This is a genomic window from Arthrobacter sp. B2060, from assembly GCF_059090445.1.
This window is the reverse complement of the sequence record NZ_JBNHFR010000019.1, coordinates 1-18,596: the sequence shown is the minus strand read 5'-3', so window position 1 is coordinate 18,596 and position 18,596 is coordinate 1. Positions and strand designations below refer to the sequence as shown.

Annotated in this window: 19 protein-coding genes; 7 read left to right on the top strand and 12 right to left on the bottom strand. The window is 64.7% G+C overall.

Annotation, left to right across the window (positions count from 1 at the left end; genetic code table 11):
- The first annotated feature begins 483 nt into the window (after positions 1–483).
- From AC5RUM_RS21365 to AC5RUM_RS21350, 4 genes are all read left to right on the top strand, one after another.
- Positions 484–741 (top strand): hypothetical protein, encoded by a 258-nt coding sequence (locus AC5RUM_RS21365; protein ID WP_494036832.1) that lies wholly within the window; start codon positions 484–486, stop codon positions 739–741.
- Positions 742–956: 215 nt separating this feature from the next.
- A complete protein-coding gene (locus AC5RUM_RS21360; protein ID WP_494036831.1) occupies positions 957–1,901 on the top strand; it encodes a serine/threonine-protein kinase in 945 nt (314 codons plus the stop codon).
- 181 nt (positions 1,902–2,082) lie between these two features.
- Positions 2,083–4,431 carry a multicopper oxidase domain-containing protein gene (locus AC5RUM_RS21355; protein WP_494036830.1) on the top strand — a complete coding sequence of 783 codons (2,349 nt, stop codon included), beginning with the start codon at positions 2,083–2,085 and terminating at the stop codon, positions 4,429–4,431.
- A gap of 51 nt (positions 4,432–4,482) precedes the next feature.
- Positions 4,483–4,653 carry a PspC domain-containing protein gene (locus tag AC5RUM_RS21350; RefSeq protein ID WP_400581665.1) on the top strand — a complete coding sequence of 57 codons (171 nt, stop codon included), beginning with the start codon at positions 4,483–4,485 and terminating at the stop codon, positions 4,651–4,653.
- Positions 4,654–4,739: 86 nt separating this feature from the next.
- On the opposite strand, the gene AC5RUM_RS21345 is transcribed toward AC5RUM_RS21350, so the two are convergent.
- Positions 4,740–5,327 (bottom strand): 3'-5' exonuclease family protein, encoded by a 588-nt coding sequence (locus AC5RUM_RS21345; protein WP_494036829.1) that lies wholly within the window; start codon positions 5,325–5,327, stop codon positions 4,740–4,742.
- 126 nt (positions 5,328–5,453) lie between these two features.
- Positions 5,454–7,073 carry an alkaline phosphatase D family protein gene (locus AC5RUM_RS21340; protein ID WP_494036828.1) on the bottom strand — a complete coding sequence of 540 codons (1,620 nt, stop codon included), beginning with the start codon at positions 7,071–7,073 and terminating at the stop codon, positions 5,454–5,456.
- A 414-nt stretch (positions 7,074–7,487) separates the two neighbouring features.
- Here AC5RUM_RS21340 and AC5RUM_RS21335 point away from each other — a divergent pair, with 414 nt between their 5' ends.
- Entirely contained in the window at positions 7,488–7,949 is a 462-nt protein-coding gene (locus AC5RUM_RS21335; protein WP_494036827.1) for a hypothetical protein, read from the top strand.
- Between the two features lie 92 nt (positions 7,950–8,041).
- On the opposite strand, the gene AC5RUM_RS21330 is transcribed toward AC5RUM_RS21335, so the two are convergent.
- The gene (locus AC5RUM_RS21330; protein ID WP_494036826.1) at positions 8,042–8,509 is read right to left on the bottom strand and encodes a hypothetical protein; all 468 of its coding nucleotides are present in this window, start codon (positions 8,507–8,509) and stop codon (positions 8,042–8,044) included.
- 290 nt (positions 8,510–8,799) lie between these two features.
- Between AC5RUM_RS21330 and AC5RUM_RS21325 the strand changes: the two genes are divergently transcribed.
- Positions 8,800–10,086, top strand: a complete 1,287-nt coding sequence (locus AC5RUM_RS21325; RefSeq protein ID WP_494036825.1) for a class I SAM-dependent methyltransferase — start codon at positions 8,800–8,802, stop codon at positions 10,084–10,086.
- 80 nt (positions 10,087–10,166) lie between these two features.
- Positions 10,167–10,871: a type 1 glutamine amidotransferase domain-containing protein gene (locus AC5RUM_RS21320; protein WP_494036824.1), complete on the top strand. Its 705-nt coding sequence runs from the start codon at positions 10,167–10,169 to the stop codon at positions 10,869–10,871.
- A 78-nt stretch (positions 10,872–10,949) separates the two neighbouring features.
- Here AC5RUM_RS21320 and AC5RUM_RS21315 read toward each other — a convergent pair whose 3' ends face one another.
- From AC5RUM_RS21315 to AC5RUM_RS21275, 9 genes are all read right to left on the bottom strand, one after another.
- Positions 10,950–11,216 (bottom strand): hypothetical protein, encoded by a 267-nt coding sequence (locus tag AC5RUM_RS21315; RefSeq protein WP_494036823.1) that lies wholly within the window; start codon positions 11,214–11,216, stop codon positions 10,950–10,952.
- 75 nt (positions 11,217–11,291) lie between these two features.
- Positions 11,292–11,507 carry a hypothetical protein gene (locus tag AC5RUM_RS21310; protein WP_494036822.1) on the bottom strand — a complete coding sequence of 72 codons (216 nt, stop codon included), beginning with the start codon at positions 11,505–11,507 and terminating at the stop codon, positions 11,292–11,294.
- A 25-nt stretch (positions 11,508–11,532) separates the two neighbouring features.
- On the bottom strand, positions 11,533–11,763 hold the full coding sequence (locus AC5RUM_RS21305) for a hypothetical protein (protein ID WP_494036821.1): 231 nt from the start codon (positions 11,761–11,763) through the stop codon (positions 11,533–11,535).
- 230 nt (positions 11,764–11,993) lie between these two features.
- On the bottom strand, positions 11,994–13,442 hold the full coding sequence (locus tag AC5RUM_RS21300) for a PepSY-associated TM helix domain-containing protein (RefSeq protein ID WP_494036820.1): 1,449 nt from the start codon (positions 13,440–13,442) through the stop codon (positions 11,994–11,996).
- An 11-nt stretch (positions 13,443–13,453) separates the two neighbouring features.
- Complete coding sequence (locus AC5RUM_RS21295; protein ID WP_494036819.1) at positions 13,454–13,648, bottom strand: hypothetical protein; 195 nt, start codon at positions 13,646–13,648, stop codon at positions 13,454–13,456.
- A gap of 316 nt (positions 13,649–13,964) precedes the next feature.
- Positions 13,965–15,431 (bottom strand): aspartate ammonia-lyase, encoded by a 1,467-nt coding sequence (aspA, locus tag AC5RUM_RS21290; RefSeq protein WP_494036818.1) that lies wholly within the window; start codon positions 15,429–15,431, stop codon positions 13,965–13,967.
- A 78-nt stretch (positions 15,432–15,509) separates the two neighbouring features.
- Positions 15,510–16,508 carry a D-2-hydroxyacid dehydrogenase gene (locus tag AC5RUM_RS21285; RefSeq protein ID WP_494036817.1) on the bottom strand — a complete coding sequence of 333 codons (999 nt, stop codon included), beginning with the start codon at positions 16,506–16,508 and terminating at the stop codon, positions 15,510–15,512.
- Entirely contained in the window at positions 16,505–17,599 is a 1,095-nt protein-coding gene (locus tag AC5RUM_RS21280; RefSeq protein ID WP_494036816.1) for a tartrate dehydrogenase, read from the bottom strand. The genes AC5RUM_RS21285 and AC5RUM_RS21280 overlap by 4 nt, the downstream gene beginning before the upstream one ends.
- A partial coding sequence (locus AC5RUM_RS21275; RefSeq protein ID WP_494036815.1) for an aldehyde dehydrogenase family protein occupies positions 17,596–18,596 on the bottom strand: 1,001 nt, incomplete at its 5' end. The genes AC5RUM_RS21280 and AC5RUM_RS21275, both read right to left, overlap by 4 nt.

Below are 18,596 nucleotides of genomic sequence, written 5' to 3'. Positions count from 1 at the left end.
CACACTATTGAGTTCTCAAACAACAGACACACCCGGCACCACCACAACCAAACCACAGTCGCGGATCGCTCCGGAGCAACTTTCCAAACTTACCCGATCCGGCGAATCTCTGCAAATCAGCATTTCCGCGATTTGCGATCCAACGGGAGGGTCCCCGCCCATTCTCGGCGCGCCAGTCAGCGTGCCTTTTCCGGGCTGTTTTGTAAGGGGTTGGCCGCTATTTTTCCGCTTCAGCGGCGGCGACTCGAATTACTTTACACACCCGGCAAGCCCAGCGCAAATTGGCGTCCGGACGGCCTCCCGGCCCCGAGACCGGCATCCTCCGTTGCGCTTCTTCCTTGCCGAAGTCCGCGTGTGAAGACGAACTAGACAGAACGGTCTGTCTCAAATAAGTTTCAAGGAAGATCTCCGCCCTTTGGGGCAGTGGTCCGTTATCGCTGAAGCAGAACGGCGGATCAAGTGCACGCCATGAAAGAGCCAAAAATGACTGCAACACACTTTGACCGCTTCGTAGCCGAGGCCCTCACCACGGACCGGGAAACCGATACCGGTCTGAACCCGGACGAGCTCTACGGCCTGTACACCAGCTGGAGTTTGATCCACAAGACTCAGCCCGAAACCCCGGAAGCCCTGCGGGCCGGGCTGCAGGCGCTCGGCATCGATCCTGACAACAAGGAACTGTCCATGACTGGACCGGCCGCGGCTGATTACATCCTCGCCAGCGCGCCCAACCTTATTTAGCTCGCAGCACAGCAGGAAGAGCCGGATATCGGCTCTTCCTGCTGTGCTTATTTCCTGATGTGCTTGAGACGCAACGCTGCGGCCAGCGCCGTCCTGGCCACCACCGCCGCATGCTTGGGTGCCCCCAACGCAGGCTGAGGTGGCCGCTATCGGGTTCATACAAAAATACGCGCGGCGCACCAACTTGGTCCGCGCGGGAAAACGCTAGGTATTCAATGGACGATCTGTCCGGCATTTCCGCAGGCACATGCTTGGGCGGCAGGTACCGCATCGTGGAACAAATCGGCTCAGGTGCCATGGCGAACGTCTACCGGGCCACTGACGAATCCCTCGGCCGGGACGTCGCCGTCAAGATAGTCATTAAGTCCAAGCCCGCCCAGGAACTGCAGGATACCGTTGGCGTGCTGCAGGACGACGACGCCGAGGTGAGCGTCCTCGCCCGCCTGAACCACCACAGCCTGGTCACGCTCCTTGACGCGGGCGTGGACAGGGCGGAAGCGGGACGGCCGCGCATCTACCTCGTCATGGAGCTTGTGGACGGTCCGGACCTCAAGCACCGTCTGCGGGAAGGCCCGCTCCCAGCCCGCCACACAGCGCAGATTGGCTACGACCTCGCCGACGCCCTGACCTACATCCATGAAAACGGTGTAGTGCACCGGGACGTCAAACCCGGCAACATCCTGGTCTACGACTACACCTACGATGCAGCCCGGATGCGCGCCAAACTGACGGACTTCGGCATCGCCCTGATATCCGACGCGCAGCAGTACGACACCGGCGGTGTCCTGGGGACCGCAGCCTACCTCAGCCCGGAGCAGGCGAGGTCCGAACCGGCGGGACCTCCCAGCGACGTGTACTCCCTGGGCCTGGTGCTGCTTGAGTGCCTTACCGGTGAACCAGTGTTCCGGGGTGACCCCCTGCAAAGCGCGTTGGCACGGCTGATCGATGATCCCGAGATTCCCGGCGATCTCGATCCGGAGTGGCGGCAGCTTCTGGCGGCCATGACGGCGCGGGAGCCGGAGCACCGGCCCTCCACCCGTGAGGTCGCCCAGGCCCTTGAGGACCTGGCCGTCAACAGCCGCGGCAAACACAAGATAGACACCAGCATTCCCGACAACGAGGACGCCGACATAACAGAAGAGCTCCGCCACTCCTCCTGACCCGCCGTCGGCGCCTGGCCGGAACACAAAGAGCCTCCTAACCCCCAATTAGTGCCCCCGCACGACCAGCTTTCCCCAACGTCCCCCGAAAAAAATGGGCAAAGTCCGCAAACGCATCTGGGGGGGACATGAATTTCACTGCCGGCACTCTTACCGTCCGGGATGCCCACGGGGGGCAGTCATGAGCCCGCTGAACGTCTACGTGAATGAGGGATTCGTTCCGATGGTGGACGGGTCACTTGTCTACCACCGGGGTTTCGGCGACCGGCCCACCCGTAAGGAAGACCCCAAGCCGGCACTGAAGATGGGCCCGCGGGTGTTCACGGCGGCCGGCCAGCTGGTCGCCAGCCGCAGCTATCCGCTCAAGGCTCCGGTGCCGCCGTACGGCAGGCCGGCACCGCTCCGGCCGGACCCGCTGTTCCCGCGGCAGTTCCTGGCCCGGCGCGGGTACTGGGCCAGTTACTTCCCTGAGCGGACGCTGATCGCCGAAACCGGAAGCACCGTCAGCATCCTGCTGCACAACACCCTGTCCCAGCCGCACGAACTGCGGTTCCACGCCGCCGGCCCGGCAGGAGCGGACGCCACGAGCGGGCCAGTGGCTCCGGGCAAGTCAAGGCTCCTGGAGTTCCGTGCCCCGCTGCCCGGCACCTATCTGTTCTCCGACCCCGGCAACCAGCCCGTGGAGAGAACTCTGGGCCTGTACGGCGCGCTGGTGGTCATTGACCCGCGGAACGCCTGGCGGCTCAACCCGGGCGGGGTTGAGTTCGAGCGCCAGTGGCTGTGGCTGTGCCATGACGTGGAATCGAATTGGGCACGCATCGCGTCCCAGGGAAAGACGGTCAACCCGCTCACCACCCCCGCCGTCCCGCGGTATTTCACGCTCAACGGATACTCAGGCTTCCAGGCGCTGGCCCTCACCACCGATAAGGTGTTCAACGAGCACCGCGAGGAAGACACACTGCCCTCGGGCCACCCCCGGGAAACCGATGTGCGGAACTTCAGCGCTTCTCCGGGCGCAGGTGCGGTCCGCACGGGCCAGCTGATGAGGATGGTCAACGCCGGCATCGCCGACCACCAGCTGCACTACCACGGCAACCATGTGTGGACCGTTCGGGCCAACGGGATCGACTTCCCGCGGACCAACGGCAGGATCAGTCCGCAGGGTGACGTCGTCCTCCAGCAATGGGAGGACACCGTCCAGCTGAAGCCGCTTGAGCGCAAGGAGGCGATGCTGCCGGTCCGGCGTCCGCCTGAAGTGGTGGACGAAGTCTGGAACGCGCGAAGCGAGGACTGGAAGTATCCCATGCACTGCCATGCCGAACCGTCGCAGACGGCAGCGGGCGGCCTCTACCCTGGCGGTTTGATGTCGGACTGGTCGCTGGCGGCAGGCCCTACGCCGGAGCCCGGACTGCCAGGAACCGTGGAGGACGAGGCTCACCACACGTTCCGGAGCCAGGTGGACTTCGCCTCGGACCAGCCCCACGAGGGCAGCCCCGAGACCGAGTTCCGCTTGCGGCCGGACGTCTCCGTCGAGCTCGATTTCTTCAACAGGGAACTCACCTTTCCCGACCGTTCCGAGCACGAGGTGTGGAGCTTCGAGACGGATAACTCAGGGCGCGGGCTTCCCGGGCCCGTCGTGCGGCTCACGGAAGGGCAGCTCTTCCACGCGACCGTCAAGCCGAGCAAAAAGGTCCACACGATCCATTGGCACGGCATCGAACCGGATCCCCGCAACGACGGCGTGGGCCATACCTCGTTCGAGGTGACGGGAGAATACACGTACCAGTGGAGGCCGGACGTCGCAGTACGCGGCAACCCCAACCGGGGATCCGCGGGAACGTACTTCTACCACTGCCACGTCAACACTCCCCTGCACGTCCAGATGGGCATGTTCGGGGCCATCATCATCGATCCCCAGGCCGACCCCGCCGCGCCCATCCCGGCAGGAACCCGGCGCCATTCGCAGGAGGGCCCTCTGTACGACATCGCCACCGAGACGTTGATTGCGCCGTATTCGATCGATCCCCGGTGGCATGAAATGAACCATGCCGCAGGGCTGTCCGGTGAGGACGCCGGCCTCAACCGCTTCGAGCCGAAGCACTTCTTTCTCCTGGGAGGCTCCATCGCCAGCAGGCCCAGGGGCGACAGGGTGTGGGCCATCTCCGCCATGAAGGCGAACATGGTTACCGGCAACCGGAAGCCCACGCTGGTGCGCATGGTGAACGTGGACTACTTCCCCACGGTCACACGGTTCATGGACGCGGCCGGCAGGCCGGCGCGCATCGCCGAACTGATTGCGCACGACGGCCGCCCGTTCTGGAACACGCCCAACCCGGCCGGCCCGGCCATCCAGCCGTCGGTGGCTGGCCGGCCACTGCTGACCAGCATCATAAAGTCCGGCGCCGCGGAGAAGTTCGACTTCCTGCTGCGTCTGCCGGCGCCCGGGAAATACACGATTGCCATCGATTTCCAGCACTGGATTACCGGCGCCGTTCTGGCGACGCGGACGGTGACGGTGAGCGCCTCCTGACGGGCTGACGCGGCCGGTGGCGGCTGCTAGTGTGGCGAAATGGATGCAATCATGGTTCGGCCCAGGAACGGTAAGATGATCGCCGGAGTCTGCGCGGCCCTCGCGGCACGATTCGGGATTCCCAAGGCGCTCGTCCGCCTCGGCTTCGTGCTTTTCGGCCTGTTCGGCGTCGGGGAACTGGCCTACATCGCCCTGTGGATCATCATCCCCAAGGAGAAATAGCCGAGTGCCGCTGAGCACCGGGCGCAGTCACGGGTTCAGCGGCAGGAAAACAGAGCGTCAAGTTTTCGTTCGCGCATGTCTGAGGGCTACTTACGACGCCGGCCCTGCGGCTTGTGGCCGATCGTCACCGCCGGCGAGTTCCACAGTTCCGCAACGCTCCCGAGCCGCCGCATGCGGGCAATCGCCAGCACCAGCTTCGCGCAGGCCATGGAGTTCGTACCTGGTTCAGGGTGCGCGACGGGCGGCAGTTTCAGCGCTGCCAGGACGTCGTTCATGCTGTTCGTCGGCAGTTCCAGCTCGTCCCGGGCGAGGCTGTGGGCACAGTAGAAGTCCTTGGCCGGCAGGTCCAGGTGCAGCCGCTCGCTGGCCTTCAGCATCACGTCGGCGTTGTAGCTGCCGGTGTAGCCGACCATGGGGTCGTCACCCGCGAAGTGCAGGATTCCCTCAACGGACATTTCCCAGTCGGCGGCGGAACAGACGTCCTCTGCCGTGATGCCGCGGAAGCCGCTATTGCGGGGGTCAAAGTGCTCGACGCCGGGCGGAGGCTTGATCAGCCAGAAGGCCTTGTCCTCAACGCGTCCGTTGCGGACCTTCACCAGACCGACGCCGCACACCGACGCGCGGTCACTGTTCGCCGTTGCAAAGTCAACGGCGGTAAAGCTGATTCCTGGCACTATTGGCTCCCCCGGGGCACGGCAGTGGGCGCCGCTGCTTGGCCCTCCCACTACCGCATATCTTCGCAGACCATATGCGGGATTTCCTTCTGAGCGCGATTGTGAACTGACTGAGGGCTCAGCGGGTCAGCGCTGCGGATGCAGCGCCTTGCTCCAGAGCACGGCGCCAGCGGCGTTGCGGAGGCTGACAGTGAAGACGTCGCCCTCGTCGAGATCCACGTGGCCGAAGAACTGGCTTTCGCCGGTGCGCGGGGACTGGTTGGCGTAGGCGCCGGCCTTGAAGAACGCCACCTCCGGACCGAAGGTGCCGTCCATCTGGCTGGGGCCGAACGTTCCGGCGTTGATGGGGCCAGCCACGAATTCCCAGAAGGGATCAAAGTCCTGGAACGCGGCACGCTCCGGCGAGTAATGGTGGGCGGCACAGTAGTGGACGTCGGCCGTGATCCAGACCACGTTTTTAACCCGGTTGCGCTTGAACGCAGACAACACACCGGCGATTTCGAGTTCCTTCCCCAAGGGGGCGCCGGCGTCGCGGTTCGCGAGGGACTCCTGATTGACCGGGCCGTCCGGCACGATGATGCCGAGCGGGAGGTCGGCCGAGATCACCTTCCACGTGGCCGTGGACTTGCTGACTTCCTTGATCAGCCAGCGGGCCTGCTCCTCGCCGAGGATGTGGGTGAGGCTAGTTTCCTTGCCGGCGGTGTTCGGGTCCTTGAAGGTGCGCATGTCCAGGCAGAAGACGTCCAACTGAGGGCCGCGGGAAATTTTGCGGTAGATGCGGGCCGGTTCGAAGCCGGTGCTGCCGTCGCTCAACTGGGCGATGGGCTGGTATTCCTGCCAGGCCTGGCGGCCGCGGGCAGCCAGGACGTCAACGCGGCGTTCGGTGTAGCGGGCGTCGGTGAGGATCTCCCCCGGGTACCAGTTGTTGGTGGTTTCGTGGTCGTCCCACTGGGCGATCACCGGAACGTCGGCGTACATGGCCCGGACGTTGCAGTCCATGAGGTTGTAACGGTGACGGCCGCGGAACTCGTTGAGGGTCTCGGCCACCTTGGACACTTCCTCGGTCACAAGGTTGCGCCAGACCTGCCCGTCCGGCTCAGTGACCTCAGCGGCAATGGGGCCGTCGGCGTAGATTGTGTCGCCTGCATGGATGAAGAAGTCCGGCTTGGTGGCGTGCATGGCCGCATAGCCGCGCATGCCACCGATCTCTTCATTGATGCCCCAGCCCTGGCCTGCGGTGTCGCCGCTCCAGACGAAGCTTTGGCGGCGGGGCGCGCCGCCGCTGCGGAGGGCGCCGGTTCCGGGTGCCGTGGCGAAGGAGCCGCGGGCGGTTTCGCCGGCGTTGCCCTCTGCGTCCTCGAAGTGCATGGCGAGTGCGAAGCGCGTGCCGGCCGGGAGATGGGTGGCGTTGATCTTGGAGGTGAAGTCGGTGGCCTCGCTGGCGGCCGACCCGCGCAGCACCCGCTGGAAGGCGCGGCCGCCGCGGAGCGGGGACCCGTCGTCGTCGACCGCCAGCAGGCTTGCGACCAGCCGTCCCGGGCCCGACGCGCGGGACCACAGGACGCCGGAATCGGCGGTGACATCGCCGGTGGCGATGCCGGACGGCAGGGTCAGGCGGTTGCGGACCAGCGCGACGCCGGACGGCCGGGCTGCGTGGGCGGGCGCGGCTATGGCAGGGGCGACGGCGGCAGCACCGGCTGCGGCGAGGGCACCTTTGAGGATATGGCGGCGGGTGAAAGGAGTCATGGTGCCATGCTTGACGGCGTGTGTGAACCGTTGTGGACGGGGGCATGAACGCCTGAATGATGCCGGGTTACCCGCCGTTGTGCGCAGCAGGCTGCAGGGAGGCTATTTCATAGACTGCTATTGAATAATTAATACTCTTCCCAAAGTCGCTGCGAACAGACTAATATCCTGCACCTAGGCATTATTCAAAGAGGAAAATGCCGAGAGCTGACGCTTACTTGAGTAAGTGACAATGAGTGGATTGTGCAGTGCGCACAATCCGTGGCAACTCATTTGCAGTGATCCTCTGTGCAGGAACTGCCCCACAGGCTATTCATCTCTGAATACCCTCACCGCCATTGTTTTTTATCCGCAGGTCTCCGACACCCTTTGTCGTGCGGTTTTTATCCACAACATATCGGATGGAGTTTTGCCATGAAAAGAATGATAATTCTTGCTGCCCTTTTACTGGGGCTCGTAGTAGGCGGGGGTCCCGTTTCGGCTGCCCCTCCAGATCCGATTGAGTTCACCTTCGTCAACAGAGACTGCGGCTACAGAATTGAGATCACCGTCACCGGTAAATCCGGCGTCAATGAGCTTCCGGGAGGTGCGACCATCATCACCGCGCCCGGACAGGAAGCGACCCTGACGAACATCAGCACCGGAGAGAGTGTCACGTACGTCATTACCGGTGCCACACACATCGATACGAGCGAGCCCGGTCTCCTAATTGTGAAATCGACGGGAAGAAACGTGCTCATCGTTCCTGTCGGCGACAGGGAGGGCCTTTACCTCACTCAAGGCAATGTGGAGTTCGTACTGGACGATAGGGGACGGCAAGTCAGCCCGTTTGAGGGTCCAGGCCAGGTAACCGACATTTGCGCACTTCTGGCATAACCGAACAGTGACGCACCCTTTCCACAAATAAAGCGGGTGGCTGGCATATGTGCCAGCCACCCGCCGTCGTGCGTTCTTATGTGCTGAACAATTCAGCCCGTACGGACCTCATCCACGAACGCTACCTGCGCCACGGCCTGCTGGTAGAGCTTCAGGGCCTCATCCACGGCGAGATTGCCGAAATTCAATGACAGCTGCAGGCCTTCCAGCTGGGCGTTGGCGGTCTCGGCAGCGCTGACCTTTTCACCCAGGGCGCGGGAGTTGGCGAAGTTCGTGGCCAGTGCCGCCGCAACTGAGAGAATAACCGCGGCCAGGCAGAGCAACCGCCACACGATGGAGTCGTCGTCCAGCGAGAAGATCCCACGGACCGACTCCGTGAATCCGGTGCCGCCTACTGCCGGCCCGGCGGTGAGCATGGCGGCCAGCGCACTGCCGACGATGCTGATGTTGGAGAGCCTGTTGCGGCGAGGCCGCTCCCGCCCCAGGTAGGAGCGGATGGTCTGCTGTTTTTGGTCAATGCGCTCGGACAGCCGTTGGCGTGTGTCTGCTGAATCGTCCATGGTCTGCTTCAGCCTTTCTCCCCCCGTCGACATTTTGGGTTCAGGATCCCACCGGCCCGATATCCGGTCCAGAGCCGAGAGGTTTGGTACGCCTGCCTCGCCCTGCAATGCGCGAATTCGTGCAGCGGCACGGAGCCACGCCACGCCGGAAACGGGCCGATCCCGAACGGACAGATTTGTCTCACTGTCCGGCGGGCCTGCCCTTGTGTAGTTTTAGTTTTCAAGCGACGGGACTGCAATGGAGCAGGACCGCCTGGCCTGACGCGAGCACCGGACGAGAGGCGACGAACATGGCAAAGACATCGGGTGTGGCACCACGGCTGGCCGAAGCGCTGGCCATTGTCCTAGGCACGGAGGAGATTCCCATCCGGCTGCGGGCGTGGGACGGATCGGAAGCGGGTCCGGCGGATGCGCCGGTCATCGAGTTCCGGTCGCGGCGGGCGTTGCGCCGGATGCTGTGGTCGCCCGGGCAGCTGGGCCTGAGCCGGGCATATGTTGCCGGCGAAATCGAGGCACACGGGGACATCTTCGCAGCCTTCACCGCGCTCAGCTCGGCAGGGAAGCTGGCAGAGCCGGGGCCTTTCAGCAGGCCGACGGCGCGCGAGCTCGGGACGCTGCTCTCCACCGCTGTCCTGCTCGGCGCGGTGGGACCGAATCCGGCGCCGCCGCCCGAAGAGGCGAAGGTGGAAAAGCACGGCCGGCGGCACTCGAAGAAGCGCGACGCCGCGGCGATCTCCCACCATTACGACGTCGGCAACGACTTCTACCGCCTGGTCCTCGGCCCCACGATGGTGTACTCCTGCGCGGTTTACGACAGCGAGGACGCGACACTCGAGGACGCCCAGGAAGCCAAGCTCGACCTCGTTTGCCGGAAGCTGGGACTGCAGCCGGGCATGCGGGTGCTGGACGTGGGCTGCGGCTGGGGCAGCTTCGCCCTGCATGCCGCCGAGCGCTACGGGGCGAACGTTGTTGGCATCACCATCTCGACTGAACAGGCGGAGCTCGTCCGGAAACGGGTGGCGGAAGCAGGGCTGACCGAGCGCGTGGACATCCGGGTCCAGGACTACCGCGACATCGACGACGGGCCGTTCGACGCGATCAGCTCCATCGGCATGTCCGAGCACGTGGGCCGCGCACAGCTGCCCCGCTACGTCTCGCAGCTGCACAGCCTGCTCCGCCCCGGCGGCCGGCTGCTCAACCACGCCATTTCCTGGAACGCCGGCCCGACGGAGGATGACCCGGATTCTTTCATCCCCCGCTATGTTTTCCCCGACGGCGAGATGCTGAGCCTGTCCGAGGTGGTGGTGGCACTGGAAGCCGGCGGGTTCGAGGTGCTCGACGTCGAGGCGCTGCGGCGGCACTATGCACTGACCCTCCGGGCCTGGGTGCGGAACCTCGAAGAGCACTGGGACGAGGCGGTGCGGCTGACGTCGCCGGGCCGGGCGCGCGTATGGCGGCTGTACATGGCCTCGAGCGCGCTGGGCTTCGAGAATGGCCTGACCGGAGTCAACCAGGTGCTGCTGCAGAAGCCCGGAGGCACCGAGCCGCCGCTGCGCCTCAGGCAGTGGACCGCCTAGAACCCCGGTGACTGACGCTGTCGAAATCGGCCGCTTGAGCTTGCCGAAACCCAGGAACCGCAGAACATAAGGAGAATCCCATGGCCAACATCCTGATGGTCGTATCTGCCGCCAACTCGCTCACCATGAAGGACGGCAGCGAGCATCCCACCGGGTTCTGGGCCGAGGAGCTGGTGGAGGCACACCGCGCCCTGCTCGGGGCGGGACACACGGTGGACTTCGCCACGCCCGGCGGGCTCAAGCCGACCGTGGACAAGGCCAGCCTGCAGGCGGATGCCGTCGGCAGCGAGGAAAGGGCGGAGGACTTCCGCACCTACCTGGACATGATCGACGTCGACCTGTTCGCGCCGCTCGTGCTGGCCGACGTCGACACCTCCGCATACGACGCCGTGGTCCTGCCGGGCGGGCACGGGCCGATGGCCGACCTCTTCCGGGACGCGGACCTGGGCCGGGTCCTGGTGGAGATGAACGCAGCGGGCAAGATCATTGCCCCGTTCTGCCACGGCCCCGCGGGCCTGCTCAGCGCCACGGCCGACGACGGCGCGTTCGCCTTCGCCGGACGGCGGCTGACGGTGTTCACCAACTCCGAGGAACTGGGCGGCGGCACCGGGGAGAACACGCCGTGGCTGGTGGAGACGCTGCTGCGCGAGAAGGGCGCCGCCGTGGAGACCGGCCCGGACTGGGCCAGCTTCGTGGTGCGTGACGGTAACCTGATCAGTGGCCAGAACCCGCAGTCCAGCGTGGACGTGGCCAGGGAGGTCATCAAGGCACTCAACGCTGGCTGAGGTCTCAGCCAACGGCCGAGACCTCAGGATCCCGGCAAGCTCGATCAGCGGGAACGCGGTTCGATCAGCGGGGGCGGCTCAGCCGCCCATGCCGGGACGGACCGGGACGAAGTCGATCTTGTTTCCGGAGCCGGCTTTCTTCTTCGGGGAACGCGAAAAGCCCTTTGCGTCAAGATGGTTCTGCGCGCGGTACTCGGCCAGGGCGTCGTCGTAGGCCTGGTTCAGCCGCCGGCCGGACACCTGCTCAGCCGTGCCGTCGGTAAAGGTGATGGAGATCAGGACGCTGTCGGGAAAGTGTCGGTTCATCCGGACAAAGCCGTCGGCATCCTGCAGGAGATTAATCAATGTGTCCGCCTTCGTGGTCGTGGCTTCCCAGTCTCCCGCACTTTTCATCGGTGCGGATGCGGACAGGCGGGACGATCAGCTTGGTGCGTGCTCGCGGGTTTCGCCGAAGGGGACTGCGTCGCTAAGGGCGACAGTGTATCGGCCAGGACTGTGCCGGGTGACCAGGATGCCGGCGGAACCCTCCATTGAGGCGGCCGGTAGAAGGGCAGCCTCCGCGTCGGAAAGCAGCTGATGAAGCTGCTCCTGGCTCCCTACCAGTACTTCAATTTGTGCAGAGGCAAGTTCAGACATGGGATTCTCCTTAGGTGGATTGGTTTCAACTAGAACGGTTTCGTCGCTCGTGCGACTCGTCTTCGTGGCGTACCGACTGGGCGTCGGCGGCGAAGAGCATCTTGCGGCCCATGAAATCGTCGGGCCATACCCAGACCACAGACCCATCAGGCATGAAGGCATCGATGGCACCGGATCCTGCGATCCCATCTGACTCAAACACCACCCGGTCACCCACGGCGTAGCCGCGTGGCTCCCCGGGGGCCGAGTCTGACACTGGTTCTCGGGCGGGAATCGAAGATTCTACTGACATATCGGAATTGACCTCATGTGGAGTATGTGAAAGGGATCAGGCCCGGGCCGCTGCGCACCCTGATCGGCGCACTGGCTGGGCCTTAAGAAGGATGGCGATTGCGCCAACCTTGGAAAAAAACTGCCGCACTCACTAGGTTACAGGATTGTCAACAATTCACAATAGGTTGCCAAGAATTGTTAGCGTTCCTACGGTTAGCGCAGCGGCACAAACTCCATACGGCGGCGACGTTTCGCTGCGGCTATTGCGGTGTCCAGGAGCATGAAGCCGAGCAGGCTCCAGCCAAGTACCGGCAGGAAGAGTCCGAGGATGACCATGACGGTAATGGCTGCGAGAACGCCTGCCCAGTGGCCGCGGAGGAACGCTCCCCGCGGCGCGGGTCTGCCCACGGCCCAGGTGCTGCCGCGGGTGGGGCGGCGCTTCCACCACATCACGTAGCCCCAGATGACCATGGCTGCCAGGCCCGCAGCCACGGCGAGCAGGAGGAGCTGGTTCGGCAGGCCGAAGAGCAAGCCCATGTGCGCCGCGATGGCCCAGCGGGTGAGCTTGGCGGCAAAGCCGAAGTCTTCAAAATCAGCCCGGCTCGTGATCTTTTCGGCTGCCGGGTCGATCGCTACGGCGCTGGCAGTTGCGGGCCACTCCCGGCCTGCTTCCGTCACGGTCCACGCTGTGCCTGCCGTTGCGGGGGGCTTGATGTCGATCATCGGCGCTGTGATGACGTCGGCCCTCGCGATCCGCTCGACGGTGTCGTACAGCGTCAGATCCGCGGCCGCACCGGCTGGCGCCGGCGCTGAACCGTGGCCGGAGTGATCACCGGCCGGCGCTGCAGGTTGCCCGTTGAGGCTGGTGGAAACGGTAGGCGTAATCCACCCAAGGTCGCTGCGCAAGGTGGTGATATTGGCTCCAGCATGCGTAGACCATGTCAGCCCGGATGCGGAGAGGAACAGAAGCCCGGCGAGCAGGATGGTGCCGGTGGTGCCGTGGAGCCACAGGATCCGTGCCCTCCCGGACGCCGGGCGTGCTTTCTTGGGTCTTGTCCGGGTACGGATCCTATCGATCCACAGGACGAGGCCTCCGAGGGCGATCACCCCGAGCCAGGAGGCGGCCAGTTCGCTGTAGATCCGGCCGGGTTCGCCGAGGTTCAGGGACCGGTGCAGGTTGGAGATCCACGTGCGCATCGGCAGGGCTCCGCTACCGCCGTACGTGGTCAGGTCCCCGCGGATGGTTCCGGTGCCGGGATCAACGAAGAGTGTCCTGTATTCGGATTCACCCAGGGACGGATCCGCGAACAGCACGCGGGTGGTGTCCTCGGGGCCGGGCGCCGGGCGGACGGTAACGGGGGTGGCTCCGCCGGCAGCATTCACGGCCGCCTGCACCTGCGCTGACAGGGGCAGCGGCCGGGCAGCGGCGGGGACGTGCAGTTCCTTGGCGTAGACGGCCTGTTCCAGTTGCGGGGTGATGGCGTAGAGGCCGCCGGTGAGTGCGGCGGTGAGCAGGAAGGGTCCGGCGAGGATCCCGGCATAGAAGTGCACGCGGAGCAGGAACGCCGGGAACCATCCGCGGCCGTTTGGTTCGGCGCTTGAGGGCCTGGTGTCCGGGGGTGCTGTCTGGGTGGAAGTTGGGGGGTCGGTTAATGCAGTCATGGTTTTGGTGGTTAGTTGCCCCGGAGCGGACGGCTGCGTGCGAGGGCTGTTACCCCGGCGGCCAGGCCGATCAGTCCGGTGGCGAGCCCGATCCAGCCGACGGTGCGGTCGCCGCCGTCGGATGCGGACGACGCAGCAGGCGCTGCTGACGAGGCGTCTGTAGCGTGCGCGGCCGCGGCGGCCACCGTCAGCGTCTCGTGACCCACACTGCTGGTGCGTGCCCGGCGTGGCCGAACAGCTGTGCCTGCGGAGCGGCTGCGGACGCTCCGGCCGGCAGTGCACTGAAGGCCCAGTGGAGCCAGATCTGCGTCGCGCCAATCAGCCCGGTCAGGGCCGGAAATGACAGGCGAAAGCGCGTCAGGGCTGCCACTGGAACCATGGTGACGGCGCACAGGGCCGCCAGAACTGCCGCTGGCGGCAGCTGGCCGCCTCCGGCCAGATGCCCGCCGGTGGCCAGTCCGAGGACTGCTGATCCGATGAGTCCGGTGCGGAACAGCCTGAACGAAGCACCGTCCTGCTCCTTTACTGCATTGGCGTTGTCTCGAGGGGCAACTGGTCAGCGATGCTGGCCTGCGGGTTTGCCAGATGCTCGGGACGGAGGATCTCCTCGAGCTCCTCGGCCGTGAGCAGTCCGCGTTCGAGGACGAGCGAGGTGACGCTGCGGCCCGTTGCGAGTGCCTGCCGGGCGATGGAGGTGGCCGCGTCATATCCGATGAGGGGGTTGAGGATAGTTACGACGCCGATGCTCGCTTCGACCTGGGACCGCAGGAACTCCTTGTTGGCTGTGATCCCGTCGATGCAGTGGTCGGCAAGGGTTGTGCATGCCGCGGTGAGGTGGGTCAGGCTGGCGAACAACGAGCGGGCGATGATCGGCTCAAACGCGTTCAGCTGCAGCTGCCCTGCCTCGGCGGCCATGGTGATGGTCAGGTCATTGCCGATGACCTCGAACGCCACCTGGTTGACCACCTCCGGAATGACCGGGTTCACTTTCCCGGGCATGATGCTCGAACCCGCCTGGCGCGGGGGAAGGTTGATTTCCGCGAAACCTGCCCGGGGCCCCGAAGAGAGCAGCCGCAGGTCGTTGCAGATCTTTGACAGCTTCACGGCCACGCGCTTCAGGGTTCCGGAAAACAGCACGAAGGCTCCGCAGTCTTGGGTTGCTTCCACGAGGTTGCCAGCCGTCACCACCGGCAGCCCGGTGATGCGCTGCAGGTGCGTGCGGGCTTCGGCAGCATACCGCGGATGGGTGTTAATGCCGGTGCCGATGGCGGTTGCGCCGAGGTTGATCTCGTGCAGATGGACCAGGGCTTCCCCGATCCGCCGTTCATCCTCGTCAATCATCACCGCGTAGGTGCTGAACTCCTGGCCCAGCGTCATGGGCACCGCATCCTGCAGCTGGGTTCTGCCCACCTTCACCACGTCCTCGAACTCCGCGGCCTTGCGCGCGAGAGCTTCGCGGAGGTAAGCCATGGCGGACAGCAGCTCATGGGCACCTTGAATCGTCGCGACCTTAATCGCCGTGGGGTAGACATCGTTGGTTGACTGGCCCATGTTCACATCCCCGTTGGGGTGGATCATGGCGTACTCGCCCTTGTTCAACCCCAGATGCTCCAGCGCCCGGTTGGCGATAACCTCGTTGGCGTTCATGTTGGTTGAGGTTCCGGCTCCGCCCTGGATGACATCCACCACGAACTGGTCATGGAGCAAGCCCTCCTGGATGTCCTGGCAGGCCTGCGCGATGGCATCCTTTTTGGCCCCCTCGATCAGGCCGAGATCGAAGTTGGCCAGCACGGCCGCATGCTTAACTTGGGCAAGAGCCCGTACCAGTTGCGGGTAGGCAGAGATCGCCGTGCCGGTAATCGGGAAGTTTTCCACCGCACGCAGTGTCTGGATGCCCCAGTAAGCGGCCGCCGGGATCTGTCGGGCGCCCATGAAGTCGGTCTCCGTCCGGCTTGCTGCGGTTTCCAAAAGGGACGATTTCTCTGTCATTGTCTCAATCCTTGTGCCGGTTGCTCAGTAAGTGCCGTTTTGGGCGCTCGAAAGGGCACCTACGGAGCAACCGATGGCTTAGTTGGTTAGGGAGGATTCGGGAACGGAGACGAACCCAAGTCTCTTGTCCACGACGTTCTCCAGCGGTTCGCCGTTGCAGAACCGCTTCAAATTGTCGACGAACAGTTTTCCAAGATCGTCGAGGTAGTCTTCAGTGTCGCCGGACATGTGGGGTGTGATGATGACGTTGTCCATGCCCCAGAGGGCGTGACCTTGGGGAAGGGGTTCAGGGTGCACCACGTCCAGGGCAGCGCCGGCAATGGAGGCTGAGGCCAGCGCTGCATCCAGGGCCTCGGTATCCACCAGTTCCCCGCGGCCTACGTTGATCAGGCGGGCGGACGGCTTCATGGAGGCCAGGACATGAGCATTTACCAGTCCCCTGGTTTCGTTCGTCAAGGGCGCGGCGAGTACCAGGTAGTCGTAGTCATGGACGATCCGGGCCAGGTCGCGGGAGGAGTGGATCTGCCCAAAATCAGCATCGCCGGGACGGGAATTCCGGCCGGCACCGTCGATCTCCATGCCCACCGCGCGGAAGAGCCGGGCGATTTCGCGGCCGATGGATCCGGTGCCGACCACCAGCGCAGTCTGTCCTTGGATCTTGCGCGTGACGCGGTGCTGCCAGCGATGTTCCTGCTGCAGCCTGAACGAACCCTGTGAGTCCTTGGCCATGTCCAGGACAAAACCGAGGGCAAACTCTGCGATGGCCCGGCTGAGGACGCCGCGCGAATTGGTGTAGACGATGTTGCTGTGGATGAGTTCATCGAACAGCAGCTGGCTGACGCCGGCTGCTGAGACGTGGACCCATTTCACCGACGAGGCGGCATCCCAGTTTTCCCGCAACGCCGGCGAGAATGAGTGCCACTGGTACAGCACGTCCGCGCCGTCCATCGCCTCGGCAAGACCGTCGGCCTTGGTCAACCGGACGTCTGCAAGCTCCTCGATTTCGGCCAGGCGGGGCGGGAGCGCCTCGCGGTATAGAGCCGCGACAATTGGCCGGCTGCCCTGCACTGCGGTCATGAGGCCAGATTTCCGGCGATGGAGGCCTGTTTCGGGGCCAGAGCATCGATGGCGCTCAGGACCGCTGCCGTGAATTCCGACGTCGACGACGTTCCGCCCACGTCGCGGGTTCCGAGTCCGGCGCGCAGGGCCGACTCGAATGCGGACTGCAGGTGTGCGGCCGCCTCAGGGTGTCCGAGGTGCTCCAGCATCATGGCACCGGACCAGATCTGGCCCACCGGGTTTGCCAGGCCCTTGCCGGCAATGTCCGGAGCCGAGCCGTGGACCGGCTCGAAGAGGGACGGGTAGTCGCCCTCCGGATTCAGGTTGGCGCTGGGTGCCAGGCCGATGGAGCCGGTGACAGAGCTGCCCAGGTCCGACAGGATGTCACCGAAGAGGTTGGAGGCCACAATGACATCGAAGGTCCAGGGTTTCAGGACCATGTGTGCCGCCAAGGCGTCAACCAGCTCGCTGGTGAGCGTGACCTCCGGGTACTCCAGAACTGTTTCCGCGACGATCTCGTCCCAGAACGGCATCGTGTGCACGATGCCGTTGCTCTTGGTGGCGGAGGTCAGCTTTCCCCGCCGGGTGGCGGCGAGGGCAGCAGCATAGTGCGCAGCCCTCGAGACTCCCATGCGCGTAAAGATGGTTTCCTGGACCGCGCTCTCCTGCGGCAGCCCGCGGTACATGCGGCCGCCGACTTCCGAGTATTCCCCTTCGTTGTTTTCCCGCACGATGAGCAGATCGATCGGGTGCTTGGCCGCAAGAGGTGACGCGACGCCGTCGAGCGTCTTGACGGGGCGGAGGTTGATGTACTGCTGGAACTCCCGGCGGATCGGGATCAGCAGGCCCCACAGGGACTCCGCATCGGGAACCTCCGGGGAACCCACGGCGCCCAGGAAGATCGCGTCATGTTTTGCGAGCTGCTCCAGCCCGTCAACGGCCATCATCCGCCCGTGCCGGGAGTAGTATTCGGAGCCCCAGTCGAAATACGTGAACTTCAGGTCCAGGGAGTGGAGTTCCGCGATGCGCTCGAGGCAATCAATGGCCGCGGGAACCACTTCGTTCCCGATGCCGTCGCCGGGGATAACAGCGATTCTGTGCGTGGTCATGAGATTTTCCGCTCTGGCAGGCCGCCCGGCAGCTGTTGCCAGCGGGCACCGGAGCCTCCAAGGTTGACGATGGTGCTTTTCGGCTCCGTCATCTCGTGGACGGCATACTTGACGCCTTCCCGCCCCACACCGGATTTCTTGAACCCGCCAAAGGGCATGGAATCGATGCGGACGTCGCTGGTCTCGTTGATGACCACGGCGCCGACGTGCAGCTTGTCGGCAATGGCCAGCGCCTGGTCGATGGACTGGGTGAAGACGCCGGCCTGCAGCCCGTAGTCGGAGCTGTTGGCGGCGTGGACAGCGTCCGCGATGCTGATGAAGGGCAGGATGCTGACGACAGGACCGAATACTTCCTCGTGGATGACCCGGCATTCCGAGGGCACGTCGGTCAGCACGGTGGGCTCGTAGTACGCCCCCCGCCGCTGGCCGCCGGCGTGCAGGGTGGCACCGGCCGCTGTGGCTTCCTCCACCCATTCCTCGACCCGCCGGGCCTCTGCCTCTGAAATGAGCGGCCCAACGTCAGTGCCGCGGTCAAGCTTCGGCCCGGTCTTCAGGGCCTTTGTGCCGCGGGTGACGTGCTCGAGGACCTCGTCGAACAGAGAAATGTGCACGTAGACGCGCTGCACCGAGAGGCAGTTCTGGCCGGCAACACCAAAAGCTCCGGCCACGATGGCATCGGCTGCTTGGATAGCATCCGCGTCCGCGCAGACAATCGTTGCGTTGTTGCCGCCGAGTTCGGAGAGGATCTTCTTGGCCCCGGCGGCGGCGGCAATACGGTCGGCCGTGGCGGGACCGCCCGTGAAGGAGATCAGGTCGATCTGGTCATCGGTCACGAGGGCTTCGGAAACACCCGGTCCGGAGACGATCGCGGCAATGCGTCCCGACGGGACACCCGCTTCCAGCAGCAGCTGGACAAAGGCCAGCCCGGTCAGCGGGGTGCGGCCGGAAGGCTTGAGCACGACGCCGTTGCCGCCGATGAGGGCAGGGCCCAGTTTGT

Bases quoted from the DNA above. Each gene is read 5' to 3' on its own strand.
- AC5RUM_RS21365 (WP_494036832.1), top strand. From the start codon at position 484: ATGACTGCAACACACTTTGACCGCTTCGTAGCCGAGGCCCTCACCACG.
- AC5RUM_RS21360 (WP_494036831.1), top strand. From the start codon at position 957: ATGGACGATCTGTCCGGCATTTCCGCAGGCACATGCTTGGGCGGCAGG.
- AC5RUM_RS21355 (WP_494036830.1), top strand. From the start codon at position 2,083: ATGAGCCCGCTGAACGTCTACGTGAATGAGGGATTCGTTCCGATGGTG.
- AC5RUM_RS21350 (WP_400581665.1), top strand. From the start codon at position 4,483: ATGGTTCGGCCCAGGAACGGTAAGATGATCGCCGGAGTCTGCGCGGCC.
- AC5RUM_RS21340 (WP_494036828.1), bottom strand. From the start codon at position 7,073: ATGACTCCTTTCACCCGCCGCCATATCCTCAAAGGTGCCCTCGCCGCA.
- AC5RUM_RS21335 (WP_494036827.1), top strand. From the start codon at position 7,488: ATGAAAAGAATGATAATTCTTGCTGCCCTTTTACTGGGGCTCGTAGTA.
- AC5RUM_RS21330 (WP_494036826.1), bottom strand. From the start codon at position 8,509: ATGGACGATTCAGCAGACACACGCCAACGGCTGTCCGAGCGCATTGAC.
- AC5RUM_RS21325 (WP_494036825.1), top strand. From the start codon at position 8,800: ATGGCAAAGACATCGGGTGTGGCACCACGGCTGGCCGAAGCGCTGGCC.
- AC5RUM_RS21320 (WP_494036824.1), top strand. From the start codon at position 10,167: ATGGCCAACATCCTGATGGTCGTATCTGCCGCCAACTCGCTCACCATG.
- AC5RUM_RS21310 (WP_494036822.1), bottom strand. From the start codon at position 11,507: ATGTCTGAACTTGCCTCTGCACAAATTGAAGTACTGGTAGGGAGCCAG.
- AC5RUM_RS21300 (WP_494036820.1), bottom strand. From the start codon at position 13,442: ATGACTGCATTAACCGACCCCCCAACTTCCACCCAGACAGCACCCCCG.
- aspA (WP_494036818.1), bottom strand. From the start codon at position 15,431: ATGACAGAGAAATCGTCCCTTTTGGAAACCGCAGCAAGCCGGACGGAG.
- AC5RUM_RS21285 (WP_494036817.1), bottom strand. From the start codon at position 16,508: ATGACCGCAGTGCAGGGCAGCCGGCCAATTGTCGCGGCTCTATACCGC.
- AC5RUM_RS21280 (WP_494036816.1), bottom strand. From the start codon at position 17,599: ATGACCACGCACAGAATCGCTGTTATCCCCGGCGACGGCATCGGGAAC.